Origin of the sequence: Pantoea sp. ACRSB (assembly GCF_022346905.1) — a bacterium.
Classification (GTDB): Bacteria; Pseudomonadota; Gammaproteobacteria; order Enterobacterales; family Enterobacteriaceae; genus Pantoea; species Pantoea piersonii.
On record NZ_JAKRNL010000001.1, the window covers coordinates 185,321 to 206,324 of the forward strand.

Annotated in this window: 17 protein-coding genes; 8 read left to right on the top strand and 9 right to left on the bottom strand. The window is 58.8% G+C overall.

Features of this window, described 5'->3' with window-relative positions; translation table 11 throughout:
• Position 1: 1 nt before the first annotated feature.
• The gene (locus tag MHZ89_RS00910) at positions 2 to 436 is read right to left on the bottom strand and encodes a ribonuclease domain-containing protein (protein ID WP_311781484.1); all 435 of its coding nucleotides are present in this window, start codon (positions 434 to 436) and stop codon (positions 2 to 4) included.
• A gap of 86 nt (positions 437 to 522) precedes the next feature.
• On the bottom strand, positions 523 to 867 hold the full coding sequence (locus MHZ89_RS00915; RefSeq protein ID WP_311781485.1) for a helix-turn-helix domain-containing protein: 345 nt from the start codon (positions 865 to 867) through the stop codon (positions 523 to 525).
• A 309-nt stretch (positions 868 to 1,176) separates the two neighbouring features.
• Here MHZ89_RS00915 and MHZ89_RS00920 point away from each other — a divergent pair, with 309 nt between their 5' ends.
• Together MHZ89_RS00920 and oqxB are read left to right on the top strand one after the other, a co-directional pair.
• On the top strand, positions 1,177 to 2,337 hold the full coding sequence (locus tag MHZ89_RS00920) for an efflux RND transporter periplasmic adaptor subunit (RefSeq protein ID WP_311781486.1): 1,161 nt from the start codon (positions 1,177 to 1,179) through the stop codon (positions 2,335 to 2,337).
• 17 nt (positions 2,338 to 2,354) lie between these two features.
• Entirely contained in the window at positions 2,355 to 5,507 is a 3,153-nt protein-coding gene (oqxB, locus tag MHZ89_RS00925; protein WP_311781487.1) for a multidrug efflux RND transporter permease subunit OqxB, read from the top strand.
• 105 nt (positions 5,508 to 5,612) lie between these two features.
• Here oqxB and MHZ89_RS00930 read toward each other — a convergent pair whose 3' ends face one another.
• The 3 genes from MHZ89_RS00930 to MHZ89_RS00940 all read right to left on the bottom strand — a co-directional run bounded on the left by MHZ89_RS00930 (position 5,613) and on the right by MHZ89_RS00940 (position 7,973).
• The gene (locus tag MHZ89_RS00930) at positions 5,613 to 5,945 is read right to left on the bottom strand and encodes a hypothetical protein (protein WP_311781488.1); all 333 of its coding nucleotides are present in this window, start codon (positions 5,943 to 5,945) and stop codon (positions 5,613 to 5,615) included.
• 162 nt (positions 5,946 to 6,107) lie between these two features.
• Entirely contained in the window at positions 6,108 to 6,596 is a 489-nt protein-coding gene (locus MHZ89_RS00935; protein ID WP_311781489.1) for an Rrf2 family transcriptional regulator, read from the bottom strand.
• Between the two features lie 192 nt (positions 6,597 to 6,788).
• Positions 6,789 to 7,973 (bottom strand): MFS transporter, encoded by a 1,185-nt coding sequence (locus MHZ89_RS00940; protein WP_409373186.1) that lies wholly within the window; start codon positions 7,971 to 7,973, stop codon positions 6,789 to 6,791.
• A gap of 213 nt (positions 7,974 to 8,186) precedes the next feature.
• On the opposite strand from MHZ89_RS00940, the gene tus reads away from it, so the two are divergent.
• A complete protein-coding gene (gene tus / locus MHZ89_RS00945; protein WP_311782235.1) occupies positions 8,187 to 9,116 on the top strand; it encodes a DNA replication terminus site-binding protein in 930 nt (309 codons plus the stop codon).
• A 42-nt stretch (positions 9,117 to 9,158) separates the two neighbouring features.
• Here tus and fumC read toward each other — a convergent pair whose 3' ends face one another.
• Positions 9,159 to 10,556, bottom strand: a complete 1,398-nt coding sequence (fumC, locus tag MHZ89_RS00950; RefSeq protein ID WP_311781491.1) for a class II fumarate hydratase — start codon at positions 10,554 to 10,556, stop codon at positions 9,159 to 9,161.
• 193 nt (positions 10,557 to 10,749) lie between these two features.
• On the opposite strand from fumC, the gene manA reads away from it, so the two are divergent.
• Both manA and MHZ89_RS00960 read left to right on the top strand, forming a co-directional pair.
• On the top strand, positions 10,750 to 11,925 hold the full coding sequence (manA, locus tag MHZ89_RS00955) for a mannose-6-phosphate isomerase (RefSeq protein WP_311781492.1): 1,176 nt from the start codon (positions 10,750 to 10,752) through the stop codon (positions 11,923 to 11,925).
• A gap of 132 nt (positions 11,926 to 12,057) precedes the next feature.
• Entirely contained in the window at positions 12,058 to 13,557 is a 1,500-nt protein-coding gene (locus MHZ89_RS00960) for a YdgA family protein (RefSeq protein WP_311781493.1), read from the top strand.
• Between the two features lie 38 nt (positions 13,558 to 13,595).
• Here MHZ89_RS00960 and malI read toward each other — a convergent pair whose 3' ends face one another.
• Positions 13,596 to 14,627 (bottom strand): Mal regulon transcriptional regulator MalI, encoded by a 1,032-nt coding sequence (malI, locus tag MHZ89_RS00965; RefSeq protein ID WP_311781494.1) that lies wholly within the window; start codon positions 14,625 to 14,627, stop codon positions 13,596 to 13,598.
• A 181-nt stretch (positions 14,628 to 14,808) separates the two neighbouring features.
• On the opposite strand from malI, the gene malX reads away from it, so the two are divergent.
• From malX to add, 3 genes are all read left to right on the top strand, one after another.
• Complete coding sequence (malX, locus tag MHZ89_RS00970) at positions 14,809 to 16,392, top strand: maltose/glucose-specific PTS transporter subunit IIBC (RefSeq protein ID WP_271151999.1); 1,584 nt, start codon at positions 14,809 to 14,811, stop codon at positions 16,390 to 16,392.
• A 5-nt stretch (positions 16,393 to 16,397) separates the two neighbouring features.
• Entirely contained in the window at positions 16,398 to 17,579 is a 1,182-nt protein-coding gene (locus tag MHZ89_RS00975) for a MalY/PatB family protein (RefSeq protein WP_311781495.1), read from the top strand.
• A gap of 134 nt (positions 17,580 to 17,713) precedes the next feature.
• Positions 17,714 to 18,712 (top strand): adenosine deaminase, encoded by a 999-nt coding sequence (add, locus tag MHZ89_RS00980; protein ID WP_311781496.1) that lies wholly within the window; start codon positions 17,714 to 17,716, stop codon positions 18,710 to 18,712.
• A gap of 229 nt (positions 18,713 to 18,941) precedes the next feature.
• Here the strand turns inward: add and MHZ89_RS00985 are convergent, their stop codons facing one another.
• Positions 18,942 to 19,982 carry an oxidoreductase gene (locus MHZ89_RS00985; protein WP_311781497.1) on the bottom strand — a complete coding sequence of 347 codons (1,041 nt, stop codon included), beginning with the start codon at positions 19,980 to 19,982 and terminating at the stop codon, positions 18,942 to 18,944.
• Between the two features lie 78 nt (positions 19,983 to 20,060).
• Positions 20,061 to 20,978, bottom strand: a complete 918-nt coding sequence (gene araC, locus MHZ89_RS00990; protein ID WP_120452490.1) for an arabinose operon transcriptional regulator AraC — start codon at positions 20,976 to 20,978, stop codon at positions 20,061 to 20,063.
• Positions 20,979 to 21,004: the final 26 nt, after the last annotated feature.

Sequence of the window (21,004 nt, forward strand, 5' to 3'; positions counted from 1 at the left end):
TTCAGGGCACCTGCTTAAAGCTGCGATAGTGATCGGTGGTGATATAGACCAGACCGTCTGAGGAGTAGACCAGCCGGTCCGCCTCACGGTGGCCGCAGCGATAGTTGACGTCCGCCTCATACCATAAGCGTCCGCTGCGCTGCGGCAGGCGCTTTTCACGGTTGCCGAAGCGATCGCCGCCGATCGCCTTGCCCGGCAGAACTTCGCACAGGTTGCCTTTGGCTGGATCCCAGCCGAGGCGCCGCGCGTCGTTTTTGCTGATGTAATAGGCTGGCAGCTGCTGATGTTGCAGCAGGTAACGCGCCACGGTGCGCGCATCCGTCAGCGAGCTGATATCGCTGGCGTTTGACGAAAGTGATGAATTCAGATGGGGTTTAAAACCGGCCCAGGCGGCCGCAAGCACGATAACCAGTGCAATCCAGAGTTTTTTCGACATGATGGCATCCCAGACAACAGGACGCTGATGATACCAGCTTTAACGTTCAGATACAGCGCGGGCCAGCATTGCTGGCCCTGCGGGGATCACTGCATCGCTTGCATCTGCGACCCATGGCGACGCCATGCGCCTGGCGCGACGCCATACTGGCGTTTAAAGCTGCGGTTGAAGGATTGCTGCGAGTCGAAGCCCAGCGAAATCGCTACGTTGAGGATAGGCTCGTTGGTGGTAGTCAGACGATCCGCGGATTTCTTCAGTTTCTTGATGCGAATGTACTCACCCAGCGGGTAGCCGGTGTGCTCTTTAAACATACGCTGCAGGTGCCATTTAGAATAGCCTGCGCGCTCCGATACGGTGTCCAGATCCAGACGTGCTTCGATGTTGTTATCAATCCAGTCGATTAGATCGTGAATAAATGCGTCGCTCATCATCCCATTTTCTCCCGTCGCCGTTGCGAACAGTATCAGTATCAGTTGCAATTACACTTTAAGGGTGACTGACTTTGCCATTTAATGCAAGTTGAATTGATACATTAAATGCCGCACTCGCCGTAAGGTCATTCTGCGCCCCGCTACGCCTGCGCATGGCATCAGCCAAAACCGCACATAAAGTGTATCAGATATTCTTGCAGTTGCTGGATACCCGAGCCTACACTCCTCGCGATAAATTGCAATCTTAAAAGTTGCAAATATTGGCCCGCCCTTGTGGGCTCTTTTTTAACGCTATGCGGAATAACAATAATGAACAGACAAACGAAGTGGGTTCGTCAGGGTTCAACCCTTCTGGGCGCGGTGCTGCTAAGCAGCATACTCAGCGGATGTGACAAAGGCGTGGCGCAAAACGCCCCGCCGCCGCCGCCTCAGGTCAGCGTCGCTGATGTGGTGGTGAAACCGGTCAGCCAGTGGGACAGCTTTAACGGGCGCATCGAGGCGGTGCAGAGCGTGCAGCTGCGTCCGCGCGTCTCCGGCTATATCGACGGCGTAAACTACCGTGAAGGCGACGAGGTGAAGAAAGGACAGGTGCTATTCACTATCGATGACCGCACCTACCGCGCCGCGCTGGAGCAGGCGAAAGCCGAACTGGCGCGCGCCCGCAGTCAGGCCGCGCTGGCGCGCAGCGAATCGGCGCGTACCGAAAAGCTGATCGGCACCCAGGCGATTTCGCGCGAGCAGTGGGAGCAGCGTCGCTCTGCCGCCAGCCAGGCGCAGGCGGACGTGCTCTCTGCCGAAGCGGCCGTGGATATGGCGCAGCTCAATCTTGACTTTACCCGCGTGACCGCGCCGATCGACGGACGCGCCAGCCGCGCCATGATCACCACCGGCAACCTGGTGACCGCCGGCGACAGCGCCAGCGTGCTTACCACGCTGGTGTCGCAGGATCGCATGTATGTCTACTTCGATGTCGATGAAACCACCTTCCTCCACTACCAGGCGATGGCGCGTCAGGGAGAGCAGCGCGGGTCGCTGCCGGTCGAGATCGGCCTGGCGGGCGAAAACGGCTATCCGCACCGCGGCATGGTTGACTTTACCGACAACCAGCTTACCGCCAGCACCGGCACCATCCGCATGCGCGCCCAGCTTGATAACCGCCAGCGTCAGTTTACGCCCGGCCTCTTCTCTCGCGTACGCCTGCCGGGCAGCGCGCAGTTCCAGGCGCTGCTGATTGACGATAAAGCGGTACTCACCGACCAGGACCGCAAATATGTCTATGTGGTGGACAAAGACGGCAAGGCGCAGCGCCGCGATATTCAGCCCGGCGCGATGGCCGAAGGGTTGCGCATCGTGAAAAGCGGGCTGCAGTCGGGCGATCGGGTGATTGTCGATGGGCTGCAAAAAGTGTTTATGCCCGGAATGCCGGTAACGGCCCAGCAGGTCGCGATGCGCGCGGCTAACGCCAACTAACTGAGGCTACTGCCGCTATGGACTTTTCCCGCTTTTTTATCGACCGGCCGATATTTGCCGCCGTTTTGTCGATTTTGATTTTTGTGACCGGCCTGATCGCCATTCCGCTGCTGCCGATCAGCGAATACCCGGACGTCGTGCCGCCCAGCGTGCAGGTGCGCGCTGAATATCCCGGCGCGAATCCGAAGGTCATCGCCGACTCCGTGGCGACGCCGCTGGAAGAAGCGATCAACGGCGTTGAAAATATGATGTATATGAAGTCGGTGGCCGGTTCCGACGGCGTGCTGGTGACGACCGTCACCTTCCGCCCGGGCACCGATCCCGATCAGGCGCAGGTGCAGGTGCAGAACCGCGTTGCGCAGGCGGAAGCGCGTCTGCCGGAAGATGTGCGCCGCCTCGGCATCACTACCCAGAAGATGTCGCCGACGCTGACGCTGGTGGTGCATATGTTCTCGCCACACGGCAAGTATGACTCACTCTACCTGCGCAACTACGCCACGCTGAAGGTGAAGGATGAGCTGGCGCGCCTGCCGGGCGTCGGTCAGATCCAGATCTTCGGCGCGGGCGAATATGCGATGCGCGTCTGGCTCGATCCCAATAAAGTGGCCGCGCGCGGCCTGACCGCCGCCGACGTGGTAACGGCGATGCAGGAGCAGAACGTGCAGGTTTCGGCTGGTCAGCTCGGCGCTGAGCCGCTGAAAAAGCAGTCTGACTTTCTGTTATCCATCAATACCGCGGGCCGCCTCGAAAACGAGCAGCAGTTCGGCAATATCATTCTGAAAACCTCGGACGACGGCTCGCTGGTGCGGCTGCGCGACGTGGCGCGCATTGAGATGGGTTCCGGCAGCTACGCGCTGCGTTCACAGCTCAATAATAAAGATGCGGTCGGTATCGGTATTTTCCAGGCGCCGGGCGCAAACGCCATCGATCTCTCTAACGCGGTGCGCGCCAAAATGAACGAGCTGGCGACGCGTTTCCCGGATGATGTGCAGTGGGCCGCGCCTTACGACCCGACGGTGTTCGTGCGCGACTCTATCAGCGCGGTGGTGCATACGCTGCTGGAAGCGGTCGCCCTGGTGGTTCTGGTAGTGATCCTGTTTCTGCAGACCTGGCGCGCCTCGATTATTCCGCTGTTGGCGGTACCGGTCTCGGTGGTCGGCACCTTTAGCGTGCTCTATCTGCTCGGCTTTTCGCTCAACACCCTGAGCCTGTTCGGGCTGGTGCTGGCTATCGGCATTGTGGTGGATGACGCCATCGTGGTGGTGGAAAACGTTGAGCGTAATATCGCGCTGGGCCTCTCGCCGCAGGCAGCGGCGCATCAGGCGATGCGCGAGGTCTCCGGGCCGATTATCGCTATCGCGCTGGTGCTGTGCGCGGTGTTTGTGCCAATGGCGTTTCTCTCTGGCGTTACCGGTCAGTTCTATAAGCAGTTCGCGGTAACCATCGCAATTTCGACGGTGATCTCCGCCATTAACTCGCTGACGCTCTCGCCTGCGCTGGCGGCGAAGCTGCTGAAAGACCACCACGCGCCGAAAGATATTCCAACGCGCATTATCGATCGCCTGCTCGGCTGGCTGTTCCGTCCGTTTAACCGCTTCTTTAACAGCAGCGCACACGGCTATGAAGGGCTGGTCGGCAAAACGCTGCGTCGACGCGGCGCGGTCTTCGGCGTCTATGTGCTGCTGCTGGCGGGCGCGGCCTTTATGTTCCACGCTGTGCCGGGCGGGTTTATCCCGACGCAGGATAAGCTCTACCTGATCGGCGGCGTGAAAATGCCGGAAGGCTCATCGCTGGAGCGTACCGACGAGATGATCCGCAAGATGAGCGAAATCGGTATGAACACCGAAGGCGTTGCCTACTCCGTCGCCTTCCCCGGCCTGAATGCGCTGCAGTTCACCAACACGCCGAATACCGGTACGGTGTTCTTCGGCCTGAAGCCGTTCAGCGAGCGTAAGCACAGCGCGGCGGAGATCAACGCTGAAATCAACGCGAAAATCTCTCAGCTGCAGCAAGGGTTCGGCTTCTCGATTATGCCACCGCCGATTTTAGGTCTTGGCCAGGGTTCAGGCTATTCGCTCTACGTGCAGGATCGCGCGGGTCTGGGCTACGGCGCGCTGCAGACGGCGATCAATACCCTTTCCGGCGCGGTCATGCAGACCCCAGGCATGCACTATCCGATCTCCTCTTACCAGGCGAACGTGCCGCAGCTGGATGTGCAGGTCGATCGCGATAAAGCCAAGGCGCAGGGCGTGTCGCTGACCGATCTTTTCAGCACGCTGCAAACCTATCTCGGCTCCTCGTATGTTAACGACTTCAACCGTTTTGGTCGCACCTGGCGCGTGATGGCGCAGGCGGACGGTGAATTCCGCGACAGCGTGGAAGATATCGCCAACCTGCGCACCCGCAACGATCGCGGCGAAATGGTGCCGGTCGGCAGCATGGTACATATCACCACCACTTACGGCCCCGATCCGGTGATCCGCTACAACGGCTATCCGGCGGCGGATCTGATTGGCGATGCCGACCCGCGCGTACTCTCTTCCGCGCAGGCGATGACCCAGCTGGAAGCGATGTCCGGTCAGCTGTTGCCGAACGGCATGAATATCGAGTGGACCGATTTGAGCTATCAGCAGGCGACGCAGGGCAATACCGCCTTTATCGTCTTCCCGGTGGCGGTGCTGCTGGCGTTCCTGGTGCTTGCCGCGCTCTATGAGAGCTGGACGCTGCCACTGGCAGTAATTCTGATTGTGCCGGTGACGATGCTGTCGGCGCTGGTCGGCGTCTGGCTGACGGGCGGCGATAACAACGTCTTCGTACAGGTCGGCCTGGTGGTGCTGATGGGGCTGGCGTGTAAGAACGCCATTCTTATCGTGGAGTTCGCCCGCGAGCTGGAGATGCAGGGCAAAGGCATCGTGGAGGCAGCGCTGGAAGCCTGTCGCCTGCGTCTGCGTCCTATTGTGATGACCTCTATCGCCTTTATCGCCGGTACTGTACCGCTGATTCTGGGCGAAGGCGCGGGCGCCGAAGTGCGTGGCGTTACCGGTATTACCGTGTTCGCCGGGATGCTGGGCGTCACCCTGTTCGGCCTGTTCCTGACGCCGGTGTTTTACGTGACGCTGCGTAAGCTGGTGACGCGCAAAGCGCCGAAAGAAACGCTGCAGACTGCGTAATGAATAAAGGGCAATCTCTGGGTTGCCCTTTATCGCTCTCTTACTGCAGAAATAAAAAAAGCCGCTGATGCGGCTTTTAATCATTTTGCATGATAAGGCTTTTTGTTACGACTTAGGACGCGTCAGGAAAACCAGGATGCCGATGATAATATCGCCGACTACCCAGAGAATACCTAGCATCATCGCTCCCATGCCCGCGCCTAAAGCAGCCCCGGCCCGCTCAGCATCAGAAGCCGCATTGTTAACTACCTCTCCGCTTGCCCCCAGCCCTTTGAAAACGGCGTAGATCATAAAAATATTGAAGACAATAAAGAGTATCTTCACGATTTTTCCAAACAGGGACCGCTTTGGCTTTTTAACCTGGTGTCCGCAGGATGGACATTTAAAAGCTGAATCGCTGATTCCCGCTTTGCATTCCGGGCAGTTGATTAACGCCATTTCTCTCTCCTTAGAAATTAATAATCAGCCGGAATAATACTATTATCCTGAATTATCAATCGAATAAAAAACCCGCCATTTGGACGGGTTATTTTGCTATAGCACCAGATTCAGCGGTTCTAACCGCAGGGCATCGCCCCGGCAGGCATAAAAAAAGCCGCATCAGCGGCTTTTTTTACAGAGGTCCTCTATCGCACCCGGCTCCAGTACCGCTGCACACTCGGTTTCATTGCCTTTTTTTAGCTCTTCGAGCGCGTCGGCAACGGTGCGTTTTTCCAGAACTTCCAGCGACGCCTGTTCGGCCTCATCCGCAATGGATTTAAAGTACCAGCAGAGATTGGCGCTGACCAGGCAGCGCGGCGCAACGTCTGGACGCGACGCCCAGAGCTTTTTGTCTTCAATCACTGAGGTGTAAATATCGCGCAGCGTGATTTCGCTGGCCGGACGACCTAAATGGATCGAACCGGTGCGGCCAAGCGTCGAGACGATAATGCCGTCGCGGGTTAGCGGAACCATTAGCTTACGGATGAAACTGGGGTTCGCCTCAAGGCCGTATGCCAGAATGGCGCTGGTCGAGCGTTTACCCATTTGCTCCGCCATCGCTACGCTAAGAACCATTTGCAAAGCTGTCGGGAAGCGGTAATCAAGCATTTCTTTATCCTGAGTTGCGGTGCATCTTATTGTTTTATTGCCGCGTAAGTGAACATTCAGTGAGCAATAAATATAACAAACACTGTTGCTTTTTAGAAGCAAGGCTACTGCGCCAGGGCACGTATTCATTAAAACCCGGCTGCCGACAGCACAAGCTGTTCAGCCCGCGCCTTACCGGCTTTCGCCCTGCCCTTAACGCGGCTCTGCCGGCGCCAACGGCAGCCGCTGCTTAAGCGCCATAACCAGCGCGACGTTAAGCAGCGCCAGCGCGCAAAGTATCCACAGCGTAGCGGAAGCGCCGAGCGTTTCAAACAGATAGCCGCCCGCTACCGGCGTCAGCGCCTGACCGATAAGCGCCGGACGCGCCATACGACCCATGACAACGGCGTACGCCTCCGGTTTGACCATCGCCAGCGGTAAAGTTCCCCGCACGATAGCGCGCAAACCATTCCCCGCGCCGTAGAGCACCATGCTGAGCAGCGCAAACTGCGGCAACAGCGCCAGCGCCAGCAAACCGAGCGCCACCAGTCCCACCGAGAAAAACGCCGTCCAGATGGGATGGCCGCGCTTAAACAGAATATCCACTACCCGCGATCCTACCTGGCAAGGCCCGAGTATGGCACTGATCCCCAGCGCAGAGGCCAGCGTATAGCCGCTCGCCTGCAGCAGAGCGATCAGCTGTACTGAGATAGCCGTCATGATCACTGAGGCGAGCGTGAAAATAGCGCATAACAGCCAGAACAGCGACGGCGCGATATCACTCTGCTGCGCACGCGCGGCAGGCGCTCTCGGCTTCAGGGCCAGAGACTTATCTGGCAGCGCATAAAAATAGGCCGGCAACACCAGCAGCAGCATCATCGCGGCAATAGCGAAACAGGCGTCGCGCCAGCCAAGCAGATGAATAAGCAACGCGGTGCCGGGCCAGACCAGCGTGGTGCAAAACCCAGAGATAAGCGTAATGCTGGTAATGGCGCTGCGTGCCTGCCCGCCGTAGCGCGTGCCCAGCGTGGCAAACAGCGCATCGTAAAGCCCCATCGCCATACCCACGCCAATAATCGTCCAGGCGCCAAGAAACAGCGGCAGCGAGTGGCTTAATCCCATAATAACGAGTCCGGCCGCCATTACTGCCCCGCTCAGCGCCAGCAGCATGCGGCCGCCGGTACGCGCGATAATGCGTCCGCTGAGCGGCGCCAGCAGGCCGGAAACCAGAATACCGGTCGACAGCGCACCATAGACCCACTGCTGCGACCAACCGGTTTCAGCGACGATGGGGGCCGCCATCACGGCCATCAGGTAAAACGACCCGCCCCACGAAAGTATCTGCACCAGTCCCAGCACCACTACCGCCAGCACGCCGGGTTTATTCTGTTGATTCACATCCATCACCGTTTTGTACAGGTAGCGGCTTTTATAACATGTTATGACATAAGGAAAAAACCGAAACGGCGCTCTACGGCCTGCTTTTCCTGTCAGGCTGGCAGACTGCACTGTTTTTATAATACATCCCATATGTATGTTGTAACTATTTAAGCAGATTGCGGAACAGGTGATCCTCTGCCACAGTAAGGTATGTTGTAACTATGGAGACAAATAATGCGTTACGACCTGATTTCCGACCTGCATGACTGCGCTAATAGCCTCGAACGTTCGCTGGCCGAGTTACGTGAGATGATCATGGCGCAGCCGCTCTTGATTGCGCGGGTGTTCTCGCTGCCGCCAGTCGAAAAAGGCCACGAACATGACGCGGTGACCGAAATCGCCGTTGAACAGCATCTGGGCGAAACCGCGCGCGAGATGGCGCTGGCGCACTTCTGTCGACTCTTTATGCAGCATCAGTCCGAGAAGCTGAGCACCAAAGCCGCCGTCCGCCTGCCCGGTGCCATCTGCATCGAAGCGGAAGGCGAACGCGAAGCCGCCCTCACCGCTCAAATCGCGCAGGTGAATCAATGCAAGGCGCGGCTGGAGCAGATCATCACGGTGGAGTCCGGCCTGCCGAGCGAGGCGCGGTTTGAGTTCGTGCATCAGCATCTGCGCGGCCTGATTACGCTCAACGCCTATCGCGCCATTACCCTGCTGCAGGCGCCGGACAGCCTGCGATTCGGCTGGGCTAACAAGCACGTCATTAAAAACGTGAAGCGAGAAGAGATTATCGCGCAGCTGGAGAAGAGCCTGAGCGCTAACCGCGCGCAGGCGCCCTGGACGCGCGAACAGTGGGCGGAAAAAGTGCAGGATGAGCTGGAGAGCGTCCGCGCCCTGCCCGCCACCGCGCGGCTGAAGATAAAACGTCCGGTAAAAGTACAGCCGATCGCGCGCGTCTGGCGCGCCGAGGAGAAAAAGCAGACCCAGCTCGCCTGCCCGTCGCCGATTATCGTGCTCTGCCGCGACCGCACTCAGGTGCCGGTGCTGGGAGAGTTGCTGAACTACAATGCGGATAACGTACAGCATCGCTATAAGCCAGCGGCGGAGCCGCTCAACCTGCTGATCCCGCGACTGCATCTGTGGGTCGACTGCCCGATATAACGCAACAAGGCCAGCAGCGCTGGCCTTGTTTGACTTTGCTGGTTACGACTTCATGCTGCCGACCATATCTTCCGGACGCACCCAGGCGTCAAACTCCTCTTCGGTAAGATAGCCCAGCTTCAGCGCCGAGCCTTTCAGCGTCAGCCCCTCTTTGTGCGCTTTTTTCGCGATTTCAGCCGCTTTGTCATAGCCGATATGGGTATTCAGCGCGGTTACCAGCATCAGCGACTCATTGAGCAGCTGCGAAATGCGGTCGCGGTTCGGCTCGATGCCAATAGCGCAATGATGATTAAAGCTGTCCATACCGTCAGCCAGCAGACGCACCGACTGCAGGAAGTTGTGAATGACCATTGGACGGAAGACGTTCAGTTCAAAGTTGCCCGAGGCGCCGCCGATATTGATAGCCACGTCGTTGCCCATCACCTGACAGCAGAGCATCGTCATCGCTTCGCACTGGGTCGGGTTCACCTTGCCCGGCATGATGGAGCTGCCCGGCTCGTTCTCGGGAATAGAAAGCTCGCCGATGCCGCAGCGCGGCCCTGAGGCCAGCCAGCGCACGTCATTAGCGATCTTCATCAGCGAGGCCGCCAGCCCTTTCAGCGCGCCGTGTGCGTGCACCAGCGCATCGGTTGTTGCCAGCGCCTCAAACTTATTCGGCGCGGTGACGAACGGCTGCCCCGTCAGCTCGGCCAGCGCTTTCGCCACGCGCACCGCATATTCTGGATGGGTATTCAGGCCGGTACCCACGGCGGTGCCGCCCAGCGCCAGTTCCGCAACGTGAGGAATGCTCTGCTCAATATGTTTGAGGTTATGCTCCAGCATCGCCACCCAGCCAGAGATCTCCTGGCCCAGGGTCAGCGGCGTCGCATCCTGCAGGTGGGTACGACCGATTTTGACGATATCTCTAAAGGCGCTGGATTTCTCGCTCAGCGTTTTTTTCAGCACTTCAATCTGCGGGATGAGCTTTTCGCGCAGCGCGATAACCGCCGCTACGTGCATCGCGGTCGGGAAGACATCGTTAGAACTCTGGCTTTTGTTCACATCGTCATTGGGGTGCACCAGGCGCGACATGCCGCGCTCGCCGCCGAGGATTTCACTGGCGCGGTTGGCCAGCACCTCGTTCATGTTCATATTGGTCTGGGTGCCGGAACCGGTTTGCCAGATAGCCAGCGGAAACTCGCCGCTGTGCTGATCGGCCAGCACTTCATCGGCGGCTTTGATAATCGCTTCGGCCCGATCGGCAGGCAGCAAGCCGAGATCGCGGTTCACGGTGGCGGCGGCGCGCTTGGTCTGCGCTAACGCATAGACCAGCTCGGTGGGCATTTTTTCTGTCGAGATACGGAAGTGTTCCAGCGAGCGCTGCGTTTGCGCGCCCCATAACTTGTCTGCGGGTACATCAATGGGCCCCATTGAATCTTTTTCAATGCGAGTGGCTGCCATGTCTACGTCTCCTTTAGCACAGGTTGTGGTGATTGTTCGTCCAGTGCGGCAAGCCTCCTGGACGCGCAGAATCCTTACATACAAGAATTTAACATTATGCGAGTCTGAGACGCTGTTTGCACTTGATATGTATTCTCTGCGCCATTTTCTGCTTTAATAGGTGTCATAACTTCCCGTGATTAAAGGGTTAATCATGCAAAAAATGGTCAATTCGCTGCAAAATTACGCGTGGGGCAGTAGAACCGCCTTAACAGAACTCTATGGCATCCCTAATCCCACCGGCGCACCAATGGCGGAGCTGTGGATGGGCGCGCACCCTAAGAGCCCCTCGCAGGTTGAGGTTAAGGGCGAGCGCCGCTCGCTGCGCGAGGTGATCGACGCAGCGCCAGAGGCGACGCTGGGCTACGCGGTGGCGAAGCGCTTTGGCGAACTGCCTTTTCTGTTTAAGGTGCTGTGTGCCGATCAGCCGCTGTCGATTCAGGTGCATCCGAGCAAAAGCGCGGCTGAAGAGGGTTTCGCGCGCGAAAACGCCGCGGGGATCCCGCTCAACGCGGCGGAACGCAACTACAAAGACGCCAACCATAAGCCGGAACTGGTCTATGCGCTGACGCCCTTTCAGGCGATGAACGGCTTTCGCGAGCTGACGGAAATCGCCTCGCTGCTGCAGCCGGTCGCGGGCGCGCATCCGCAAATTGCCCACTTTTTGCAGCATCCCGACAGCGAAAACCTGGCCACGCTCTTTACGACTCTGCTCTCGCTGCAGGGCGAGGCGAAGTCGCTGGCGCTGGACGTGCTGAAAGCTGCGCTCAACGCGCGCGAAGGCCAGCCGTGGGAAACCATCAAGGCGATCGCGGTGGATTATCCCGACGACAGCGGGCTGTTCTCTCCGCTGTTGCTGAATGTAGTTACGCTGCAGCCGGGCGAAGCGATGTTTCTTTATGCAGAGACGCCACACGCCTACCTTAACGGCGTGGCGCTGGAGGTGATGGCCAACTCCGACAACGTGCTGCGCGCCGGTCTGACGCCAAAATATATTGATATTCCCGAGCTGCTCGCCAACGTTAAGTTTCAGTCAAAACCGGCCGCGCAGCTGCTTACGCAGCCGCAGCTGCAGGATCGCGCCCTGAACTTTCCCATCCCGGTGGATGATTTCGCCTTTGCTATCCACACGCTGGACAGCGAACCGCAAACCCTCTCTCAGGAGAGCGCGGCGATCCTGTTTTGTATCGAAGGTCAGACGACGCTGACGCTGGGCCAGCAGCAGCTGGTGCTGCAGCCAGGGGAGTCCTGCTTTATTCCCGCCAGCGACGGCGCGCTGAAAGCCACAGGAAGCGGCCGTCTGGCGCGTGTTTTTAACGCATTGCGCTGATTCGGCTGACGAAACTGGCCCTAACTGCTATTATTTCAATCTATTAGCGAAAAACGCCTGCGGGCGTTTTTCTTCCCTCGCCGGACGTCGGAGAGCGGCGTAAGCGGATACAAGGATAAGGACGACTCAGCAATGAAAAAGACCAACGTTGCCGTAGGTGTGATTATCGCCCTGGGCGTAATCTGGACCGGCGCGGCATGGTTTACCGGTAAGCAGCTGGAAAGCCATATGGATGAACTGGTGCAGAACGCCAATACGCAGCTTAACGCTTATGCGCCCAACAGCCGACTCAAGCTCAGCTATCAGGATTACCAGCGCGGCGTTTTTAGCAGCAAAGCGAAGCTGGTACTGCAGGCCAGCTCGCAGACCGAAGATAACGCCTTCCTGAAACCGGGCCAGAGCATCGTCTTTAACGAAACCATCGATCACGGCCCCTTCCCGTTTGCGCAGCTGCGTCGCTTTACGCTGATCCCGAGCATGGCGTCGGTGCATACCGAGCTGGAAAATACCGATGCGCTGAAAAACCTTTTCGCCCTGACCGACAATAAATCGCCAGCCAATGCGGACACCCGCATCGGCTACAGCGGCGCGACCGATACCGCGCTGCACTTTTTGCCGGTTAATTACCAGAACGCCCAGACCGGCCAGCGCGTGGCGACCAACGGCGGCACGCTGAACGTCAGCGCAGACAGCAAAGGCGATAAAGTCTCTCTGGACAGCGATATCGACAGCATCGCCATTACCAGTAAAAACGAGATGGGTCTGCCGGTGCTCTTCACCGCCAACGGCGTCCGCGTAAGCGGCAATACCCATCTGACGCCGGAAGGCGTGCGCATCGGCGATCAGAAAGTCGAGCTGGATAAATTTAATGCCAGCGCGAACGGCAAAGATGTGCTGACGCTGCAAAAACTCAACGGCACTTCATCGTTCGATAACAAAGCGGGCAAAATCAGCGGTAACATCGATTATCAAGTCGATAACGTACACCTGCAGAGCAATGATTTTGGCGCAGCGAAGCTGAGCATGAAGCTGGCGCAGTTTGATGCCCAGGCGGTGAAAACCTTCTCCGATAACTACCATGCCCAGATGCAGGATCTGCTGAATCAGCCCGGCCTTGCCAGCGATCCGATTCGCTATCAGGCAGGCGTTAACACCATTCTGATGAACAATCTGCCGACGCTGCTGAAAGGCGCGCCGATGGTGAGCATCGCGCCGCTGAGCTGGAAAAATGATAAAGGTGAAAGCACCTTTAACCTGACCGCCAACTTTAACGATCCCGCTACCGTCACCGGCCAGCCGCAAAGCCTGGCAGGCATGGTGGATCGCGTACTGAAGGGGTTAACCGCCAAACTGGTTATCAATATGCCGATGGCGACAGAAGTGATGCGCAACGTCGGCCTGGCCGAAGGTTACTCTGGCGACGACGCGCAGAAGCTGGCGGATCAGCAGGTGAAAGGCCTGGCGGCAATGGGTCAGATGTTCCGTCTGACCCAGCAGCAGGACAACAATATCGTTACCAGCCTGCAGTACAACGGCGGCCAGGTAAATATGAACGGCGATACGATGACGCTGGAGCAGTTTATGTCGCGCTATATGCTCGGCCTGCCAACCAGTGAAGGTATGCCGCAGTAAGCAGCAGCCTGACAAAAGCGACCTGCGGGTCGCTTTTTTTATCTCCTTTCGCTGGTAATAAGGCTCGGCGTCAGGATCATATGCTGACTGGCCGTCTCCGGCGCGCTGAGACGCAGCAGAATACGCGCCGCCGCGGCCCGTCCCATCTCACGCGCCGGGCTGCAGATAAAGGTCAGCGGCGGATCGCTCAGGTTCGCCTGTGGCTCATCGCTAAATCCCACCAGCGCCATCTGCTGCGCGTAATAGCTGTCAACCGCGCCCTTGCCCAGCGTACGGCCGCTGCGCAACAGGGCAAAGTAACTGCCCAGCGCGGTTGCGCCATTAGCGGCGATAATGGCCGTCAGGCGCGGATAGCGCTGCAGGAGTTGCGTGGTCGCCTCAGCCGCCGCATTCTGGCTCTCTTCGCATTCGATAATCCATTCCGGCTTAAAGGGTAAACCGTACTGCAGCAATGTGGCGCAGTAGCCGCCGATGCGCTCGGCGCGCGTCAGCGACGCACCGCTGCCGCCCAGCCAGGCGATATGCTGATGCCCCTGGCGGATCAGATACTCCGTCGCCATGCGAGCGCCCAGCGCATTGTCAGGCCGCAGGCTGTCCGTCCCCTCCAGATAGCTGGCGCGCGACGCGCAGATTAACGGCAGCTCCAGCTCTGCGGCACGCGCCGCCAGCGCCGCGCCATTGCCCGCATCGCCGCCCAGCACTATTCCATCCACCCCCTGCGCCACCAGCGCATCAAAGCAGCGCGTCAGATACTTGCCCTGCGCGCCGCTCTGGGCCAGCACCAGCATCTTATCCTGCGTCTCCAGCGCCTCGCTGAGGCCCGCGGTCATTTCAGCGTAAAACCGCTGACTGAGATCGCGCACGATCAAACCGATCACGCCGCTGGCGCCGCCGCGCAGCGAGGCCGCCGAACGGTTACGCACGTAGCCTGACTGTTCGATCGCCTGATTAACCCGCGCCACCGTGGCGGGAGAGATGCGCCCCTTGCCGGAGAGCACCAGAGAAACGGTGGTAACGGAGACGCCAGCCGCTTCAGCGACGTCGTTAATGGTGACTTTTTGCTGCGTCATGATGCTCGCCTGCGAAACACTATCTAATCGCCTTATCATATAGGTAAAACGTTAAACCTGACGAATAAAGTTAGCTGTCACTGCCACGCTCACATTGTGACGGCCCGCTCATAAAGCGTTGGTAAAACGTTTTATCATCATTTTACCTTAATACCCGTCCGCTTTCTTTCCAGGAGAAAATATGTCTGCTCCGCTTCCTCGCCTGTCGCTCTGGGAGTTTTTTCAGAGCCTGGGCAAAACCTTTATGCTGCCTGTCGCCCTGCTCTCCTTTTGCGGCATTCTGCTCGGCATCGGCAGCTCCCTCAGCAGCCGCGACGTGCTGACGTTAATCCCGCTGCTGGACCAGCCGCTGCTGCAGCATCTGTTTGTCTGGATGGCGACAACCGGCGCATTCGCCTTTCGCTTTCTGCCGGTGATGTTCGCTATTGCCATCCCACTCGGCATGGTGCGTGAAAATAAAGGCGTCGCCGCCTTTGCCGGTTTTGTTGGCTATACGGTGATGAACCTCAGCACCAACTTCTGGCTCACGATTAAAGGCATTTTGCCCACCAGCGATGCCGCGCTGTTGAAAGCTAACAATATCCAGTCGGTTCTCGGCATTCAGGCGATCGATACCGGCATTCTTGGCGCGGTAATTGTTGGCGTTGTGGTGTTCTGGCTGCACGAGCGCTTCCATAACGTGCGGCTGCCGGACGCGCTGGCATTTTTCGGCGGCACGCGGTTCGTGCCCATCATCACGCTGCTGGTGACGGGGCTGCTTGGCCTTGTGGTGCCGCTGATCTGGCCTTTTTTCGCGCGCGGCATTGCCGGACTTGGCTGGATGATTAACGGTGCGGGCGACTTTGGCCCGATGCTGTTCGGCACCGGCGAGCGCCTGCTGCTGCCGTTTGGTTTGCAGCATATTCTGGTGGCGATTATTCGCTTTACCGATGCGGGCGGCACAATGGAGGTGTGCGGCAAGAGCGTCAGCGGCGCGCTGACCATTTTCCAGGCGCAGCTCGCCTGCCCGGAAGTGCATGGCTTCTCGGAAAGCGCCACCCGCTTTCTCTCGCAGGGAAAAATGCCCGCGTTTCTTGGTGGCCTGCCCGGCGCGGCGTTAGCCATTTATCACTGCGCGAGGCCTGAGAATCGTCACAAGATTAAAGGACTGCTGATTTCGGGCGTGGTGGCCTGCGTGGTTGGCGGCACGACCGAACCGATCGAATTTCTGTTTCTGTTTGTCGCCCCGGCGCTCTACCTGCTGCACGCCCTGCTGACCGGGCTCGGCTTTACGCTTATGGCGGTGCTGGGCGTCACCATCGGCAACACGGACGGCAATATTATTGATTTTGTTGTGTTCGGCATCCTGCATGGCCTTGCAACGAAGTGGTACTGGGTGCCGGTCGCCGCCGCGATCTGGTTTGCAGGTTATTACCTGCTGTTTCGCTTCGCCATTATCCGCTTCAATATCGCCACGCCGGGACGTGAAAGAGAGAGCGGCCTGGAGCAGCAGGTCAGCCGCGCGGGCATTGGTAAATCTGGCTACAACGCGCCAGCCATCCTCGACGCGCTGGGCGGCGTGGAGAACATTACCTCACTGGATAACTGCCTGACCCGTCTGCGTCTGCGCATCGTTGATATGGCGAAGGTCAATGACGCCGCGCTGAAGGCCAACGGCGCCATCGGCGTGGTGCATCTCAGCCCTGTTACGCTACAGGTGGTTATCGGGCCGCAGGTGCAGTCCGTTAAGGAAGAGCTGGCGCAGCTGATGAATGTGACGGTGTAACGAGTATGAGTGAATCTTTTGATTTTGACGAAGTTATCGACCGGCGCGGTAGCTACTGCACGCAGTGGGATTTTGTCGCGGACCGCTTCGGCGAGCCGGATCTGCTGCCCTTTACCATCTCGGATATGGATTTTGCCGTTGCGCCCGCTATTCGCGCGGCGCTGCAGCAGCGGCTCGATCACGGCGTCTTCGGCTACAGCCGCTGGCAGCATCACGACTTTCTGTCGGCGGTTTGCCACTGGATGCAGACGCGTTTTCACACGACGCCGGATGAGCGGTCAGTGGTATACGGCCCTTCGGTGATTTATATGGTGGCGCAAGCGATGCGCCGCTGGACGGTGCCGGGCGACGAAGTACTTATCCACACCCCTGCCTATGATGCTTTTTATGCCTTGTTGACTCAGAGTCAACGGCAGATTCTTGCCCAGCCGCTGCTGCGCGACGCACAAGGCTGGCGCTGTGATATGCAGGCGCTAGAGAGGCAGCTCGCCCGCCCAGGATGCAAGCTGATGCTGCTGTGTAGTCCGCATAATCCCACCGGCAAAGTCTGGACGCGGGAGGAGCTGACGCAGATGGCCGCGCTGTGCGAACGTTATCAGGTACGCGTCATCAGCGATGAAATCCATATGGATATGGTGTGGGGCGACATTGTGCATTTGCCCTGGAGCGAAGTTGCGCGCAGCGACTGGGCGCTTTTTACCTCCGCATCGAAAAGTTTCAATATCCCTGCGTTGACGGGCGCATGGGGGATCATTAGCGATCAAGAGGATCGAGAGGCTTTTATGCAGCAGATAAAGGCAGATGGCCTCTCCTCACCTGCAGTGCTCGCCGTGGTGGCGCATATCGCCGCCTATCGCGAAGGCGCGCCCTGGCTCGACGCGCTGCGCGCCTGTTTGCAGGCGAATCTGCAGCACGTAGCCCAGCGGCTTAATGCAGCCTTTCCTGTGCTTAACTGGCAGCCGCCGCAGGCGACTTACCTGGCGTGGCTCGATCTTAATCCGCTTGGCGTCGACGAGGCGGCGCTGCAGCAGCAGCTTATTCAGCAACAGAAAGTGGCGATGATGCCCGGCTCGACCTATGGAGAAGCGAGCCGGGGCTTTTTGCGCCTGAACGCTGGCTGTCCGCGCAGCAAGCTGGACGAGGGTCTCAACCGCCTGATTGCGGCGCTACAGGCGCTCGGCGCATAAAACCGGGCGGCTTCTTAGCCGCCCTTTCGCTTAATATCGCAGCAGACGCGGCGCAGGTTGCGCAAATGACTCGCTATGTTGCGCAAGATGTTTCTATAATGGTCTGCACTTTTATCCCTGTCAGAGAGTGCAGCATGTTCGATCCCAGCCTTCCCGTTACCGATATCCATCGCCATCTTGACGGCAATATCCGCGCGCAGACCATTCTGGATTTAGGCCGCCAGTTTAACCTTGCCCTGCCCGCCACCACGCTGGAATCGCTGCGTCCGCACGTTCAGGTGGTTGAAAATCAGCCCGATCTGGTGAGCTTTCTTAATAAGCTCGACTGGGGTGTAAAGGTGCTGGGCGATCTTGATGCCTGCCGCCGCGTTGCGCTGGAGAATGTTGAAGATGCGGCGCGTGCCGGCATTCACTACGCCGAACTGCGTTTTTCGCCGGGCTATATGGCGATGAACCATAACCTGCCGGTGGCGGGCGTGGTGGAAGCGGTAATCGACGGGATCAAGGCGGGATGTCAGAAATATAACGTCGATGTGCGCCTGATTGGCATTATGAGCCGCACCTTCGGTGACGAAGCCTGCCTGCGCGAGCTGGAAGGCTTACTGGCGCACCGCGATCATATCACCGCCGTCGATCTGGCGGGCGATGAGCTGGGCTTTCCCGGCAGCGAGTTCCTCAGCCACTTTACGCAGGCGCGCGACGCCGGTTTCCGCGTAACGGTGCATGCGGGTGAAGCGGCCGGCCCGGAAAGCATCTGGCAGGCGATCCGCGAGCTGGGCGCCGAGCGTATCGGCCATGGCGTAAAAGCAATTGAAGACCGCGCGCTGATGGATTTTCTTGCCGAGCATCGTATCGGCATTGAGTCCTGCCTCACGTCCAATATCCAGACCAGCACCGTTTCGTCGCTGGCGCACCATCCGCTGAAACAGTTCCTGGAACACGGCATTCTGGCGACGCTGAACACCGACGATCCGGCGGTTCAGGGGATTGAACTGGCGCATGAATATCAGCACGCCGCCCCAGCCGCCGGGCTGAGCGCCGCGCAGATCCGCCAGGCGCAGGAGAACGGCCTGACCATCGCTTTCCTGAGCGACGCGGAGAAAACCGCTATTCGCAATAAAGTGAAGGCGTAAAAAAGACTGAGGGTGCAGCGTCAGGCAGCTGATGAACGTAAAACGTGGGTGATAAGGACCGAAGAGCAAAGCGTCCCGCGCAAGGGAATGCGCGGGCCGAGCCGCCAGGGATGGCGCTTTTTGCGTCTTTGCGATCGGGCCTTGTCACCCGCGTCAGCACCTTGCTGACAGAGAGAGGCCCACGGCAGCCTTATGAATAAAAAGGTCGGCGCGTAGCCGACCTTTTTTGTTACTTCAGCGACAGCGTCTGTCGCTTCTCAGCCGACTGTAGCCCCAGCTCGATCAGCTCCATTACCTGGATCGCCTCTTCCGCCGTGACCGGGTTGTTGCCGCGTCCGCTAATGGCGTCGCGCACCGCCGCATAATAAGCGGGATAGTTGCCCGGCTGCGTCATCAGCGTCTCTTCTGTGACGCCGTCACCTTCCGCCAGCGTCAGCACGCCGTCGCGCATATCGTAGCCCCACTCTTCGCCCGGCGGGAAATCGCCCGCTTTCAGCCGATCTTCCTGCGGGTCCAGACCATATTTCACGTAGCTACCGCGCGTGCCGTGTACCACATAACGCGGCGACTCGGCAGCCACCAGCATACTGGCGTGCAGCACCACACGGCGTTGCGGATAGGTAAGCGTGGCGTGAAAATAGTCGGTGGTCTGCGCGCCCGGACGCATCTCCGCCATATCGACATTAATGGCGACCGGTGCGCCAAACAGCTGCAGCGCCTGATCGAGCAGATGCGGTCCCAGATCGTACCAGATGCCGCTGCCAGCGCCTTTCATCTCGCGCCAGCGCTGACGCACTTCCGGACGGAAACGGTCGAAATGCGATTCAAAATAGCGCACCTCGCCCAGCGTGCCATCCTTCAGCAGTTGCTTAAGCGTCAGGAAATCGCTGTCCCAGCGACGGTTATGGAAAACGGAAAGCAGCAGACCTTTGGCCTTCGCCAGCGCTTCCAGCTCACGCGCCTGTGACAACGTCACGGTAAAGGGCTTATCCACCACGACGTGCTTACCGGCATTCAGCGCGGCCTTAGCCAGCGGAAAGTGGGTATCGTTAGGCGTGGGGATAACGATCAGCTGCAGCGTAGGATCGTCCAGCAGCGCCTGCGGTTCGGCCACCACCTTCACCTGCGGCCAGTCGGCGTGCACTTTCGCTTCGTCGCTACTGGAGACAGCGGCCAGCTCGACGTCCGGCGTGCCCGCAATCAGCGGCGCGTGAAACGTCTTACTGGCAAAGCCGTACCCCATCAATCCAACACGAAGTTTGTCGCTCATTATCACTCCTCTTATTCGCATACCCGACTGATTTAAGACCATAGCGTCGGTTAGAACAAGCAGGATTCCCCCGAAAAATCAGGAGATAGCACTCTGCGCCATCGGCCAGGGGGTTTCAGCGAGCAAGGTATCCTGCGCATCCTGGTTGCGTCGGCGGAAGTCGCTGGGGCTGACGCCGACGCGTTTGCGGAACACGCGCGAAAAATAGAGCTGGTCGTCATAACCCACTTCCCGCCCGACGCTGGCGATAGGTTCCTGCGTGGTTTGCAGCAGCAGCTTGGCGCGGATCACGCGCTGGTCTTCGCGCCAGCGCAGCAGATTAACGCCCATCTGCTCGCGGAACAGGTGCGCCAGGCGCGACGGCGAAAGGCAGACGTGGCGCGCTACCTCTTCGATTTTCACTTCGCTGGCCAGATGGTTGGTGACGTACTGGCAGGCTTCGATGATGCGCGGATCGCGCACCTGCTGATGACTGCGCGGATCCTCTTCCACCGCGCGCAGCAGCAGACGCTCCAGCAGGTTCATCGCCAGCTCTTCGGCGAAGCGGCGACCTGAATTATGGGTTTGCTCAATGCTGGCGAACAGGCGATCAAATTCGGCGCGCAGCGTCTCGTTGAGATGCAGCCGCCCTACGCCTTCGCGCGCGTCCTGCCACTGCAGCCAGTCGTTCCAGTAGGCGCGCGGACGAAAGTAGACCCAGCGGTGATGCCATTCGGGACTGTCCGGCGCGCGCCCGTAGTAGTGCGGGGTTTTCGGCTGGAACAGCAGCATATCGCCCGGCAGACAGTCAAAGCCGTTCTCACCGTCGAAAACGCGACCTTTGCCTTTAATGGTGAGGTTAAGAATAAAACCTTTCATACCGTGGGGACGGTCAATAAAGAAGTCGAGCGGGCCATCGGCCGCGATAGGCGTCAGCCCGGCGACCAGCCAGGCGTTAAAAGGATAACCGGGCAACAGAGGATTTTGCTGCGCCGCTGTGGATTCACGGTGGTACATAACGCCCTCACTCAGTCATGGTTAAT

What these genes read in the sequence shown, in the direction of transcription:
- MHZ89_RS00910 (WP_311781484.1), bottom strand. Translation starts at nt 436, where the DNA reads ATGTCGAAAAAACTCTGGATTGCACTGGTTATCGTGCTTGCGGCCGCC.
- MHZ89_RS00915 (WP_311781485.1), bottom strand. Translation starts at nt 867, where the DNA reads ATGATGAGCGACGCATTTATTCACGATCTAATCGACTGGATTGATAAC.
- MHZ89_RS00920 (WP_311781486.1), top strand. Translation starts at nt 1,177, where the DNA reads ATGAACAGACAAACGAAGTGGGTTCGTCAGGGTTCAACCCTTCTGGGC.
- oqxB (WP_311781487.1), top strand. Translation starts at nt 2,355, where the DNA reads ATGGACTTTTCCCGCTTTTTTATCGACCGGCCGATATTTGCCGCCGTT.
- MHZ89_RS00930 (WP_311781488.1), bottom strand. Translation starts at nt 5,945, where the DNA reads ATGGCGTTAATCAACTGCCCGGAATGCAAAGCGGGAATCAGCGATTCA.
- MHZ89_RS00935 (WP_311781489.1), bottom strand. Translation starts at nt 6,596, where the DNA reads ATGCTTGATTACCGCTTCCCGACAGCTTTGCAAATGGTTCTTAGCGTA.
- fumC (WP_311781491.1), bottom strand. Translation starts at nt 10,556, where the DNA reads ATGGCAGCCACTCGCATTGAAAAAGATTCAATGGGGCCCATTGATGTA.
- manA (WP_311781492.1), top strand. Translation starts at nt 10,750, where the DNA reads ATGCAAAAAATGGTCAATTCGCTGCAAAATTACGCGTGGGGCAGTAGA.
- MHZ89_RS00960 (WP_311781493.1), top strand. Translation starts at nt 12,058, where the DNA reads ATGAAAAAGACCAACGTTGCCGTAGGTGTGATTATCGCCCTGGGCGTA.
- malI (WP_311781494.1), bottom strand. Translation starts at nt 14,627, where the DNA reads ATGACGCAGCAAAAAGTCACCATTAACGACGTCGCTGAAGCGGCTGGC.
- malX (WP_271151999.1), top strand. Translation starts at nt 14,809, where the DNA reads ATGTCTGCTCCGCTTCCTCGCCTGTCGCTCTGGGAGTTTTTTCAGAGC.
- MHZ89_RS00975 (WP_311781495.1), top strand. Translation starts at nt 16,398, where the DNA reads ATGAGTGAATCTTTTGATTTTGACGAAGTTATCGACCGGCGCGGTAGC.
- add (WP_311781496.1), top strand. Translation starts at nt 17,714, where the DNA reads ATGTTCGATCCCAGCCTTCCCGTTACCGATATCCATCGCCATCTTGAC.
- MHZ89_RS00985 (WP_311781497.1), bottom strand. Translation starts at nt 19,982, where the DNA reads ATGAGCGACAAACTTCGTGTTGGATTGATGGGGTACGGCTTTGCCAGT.
- araC (WP_120452490.1), bottom strand. Translation starts at nt 20,978, where the DNA reads ATGTACCACCGTGAATCCACAGCGGCGCAGCAAAATCCTCTGTTGCCC.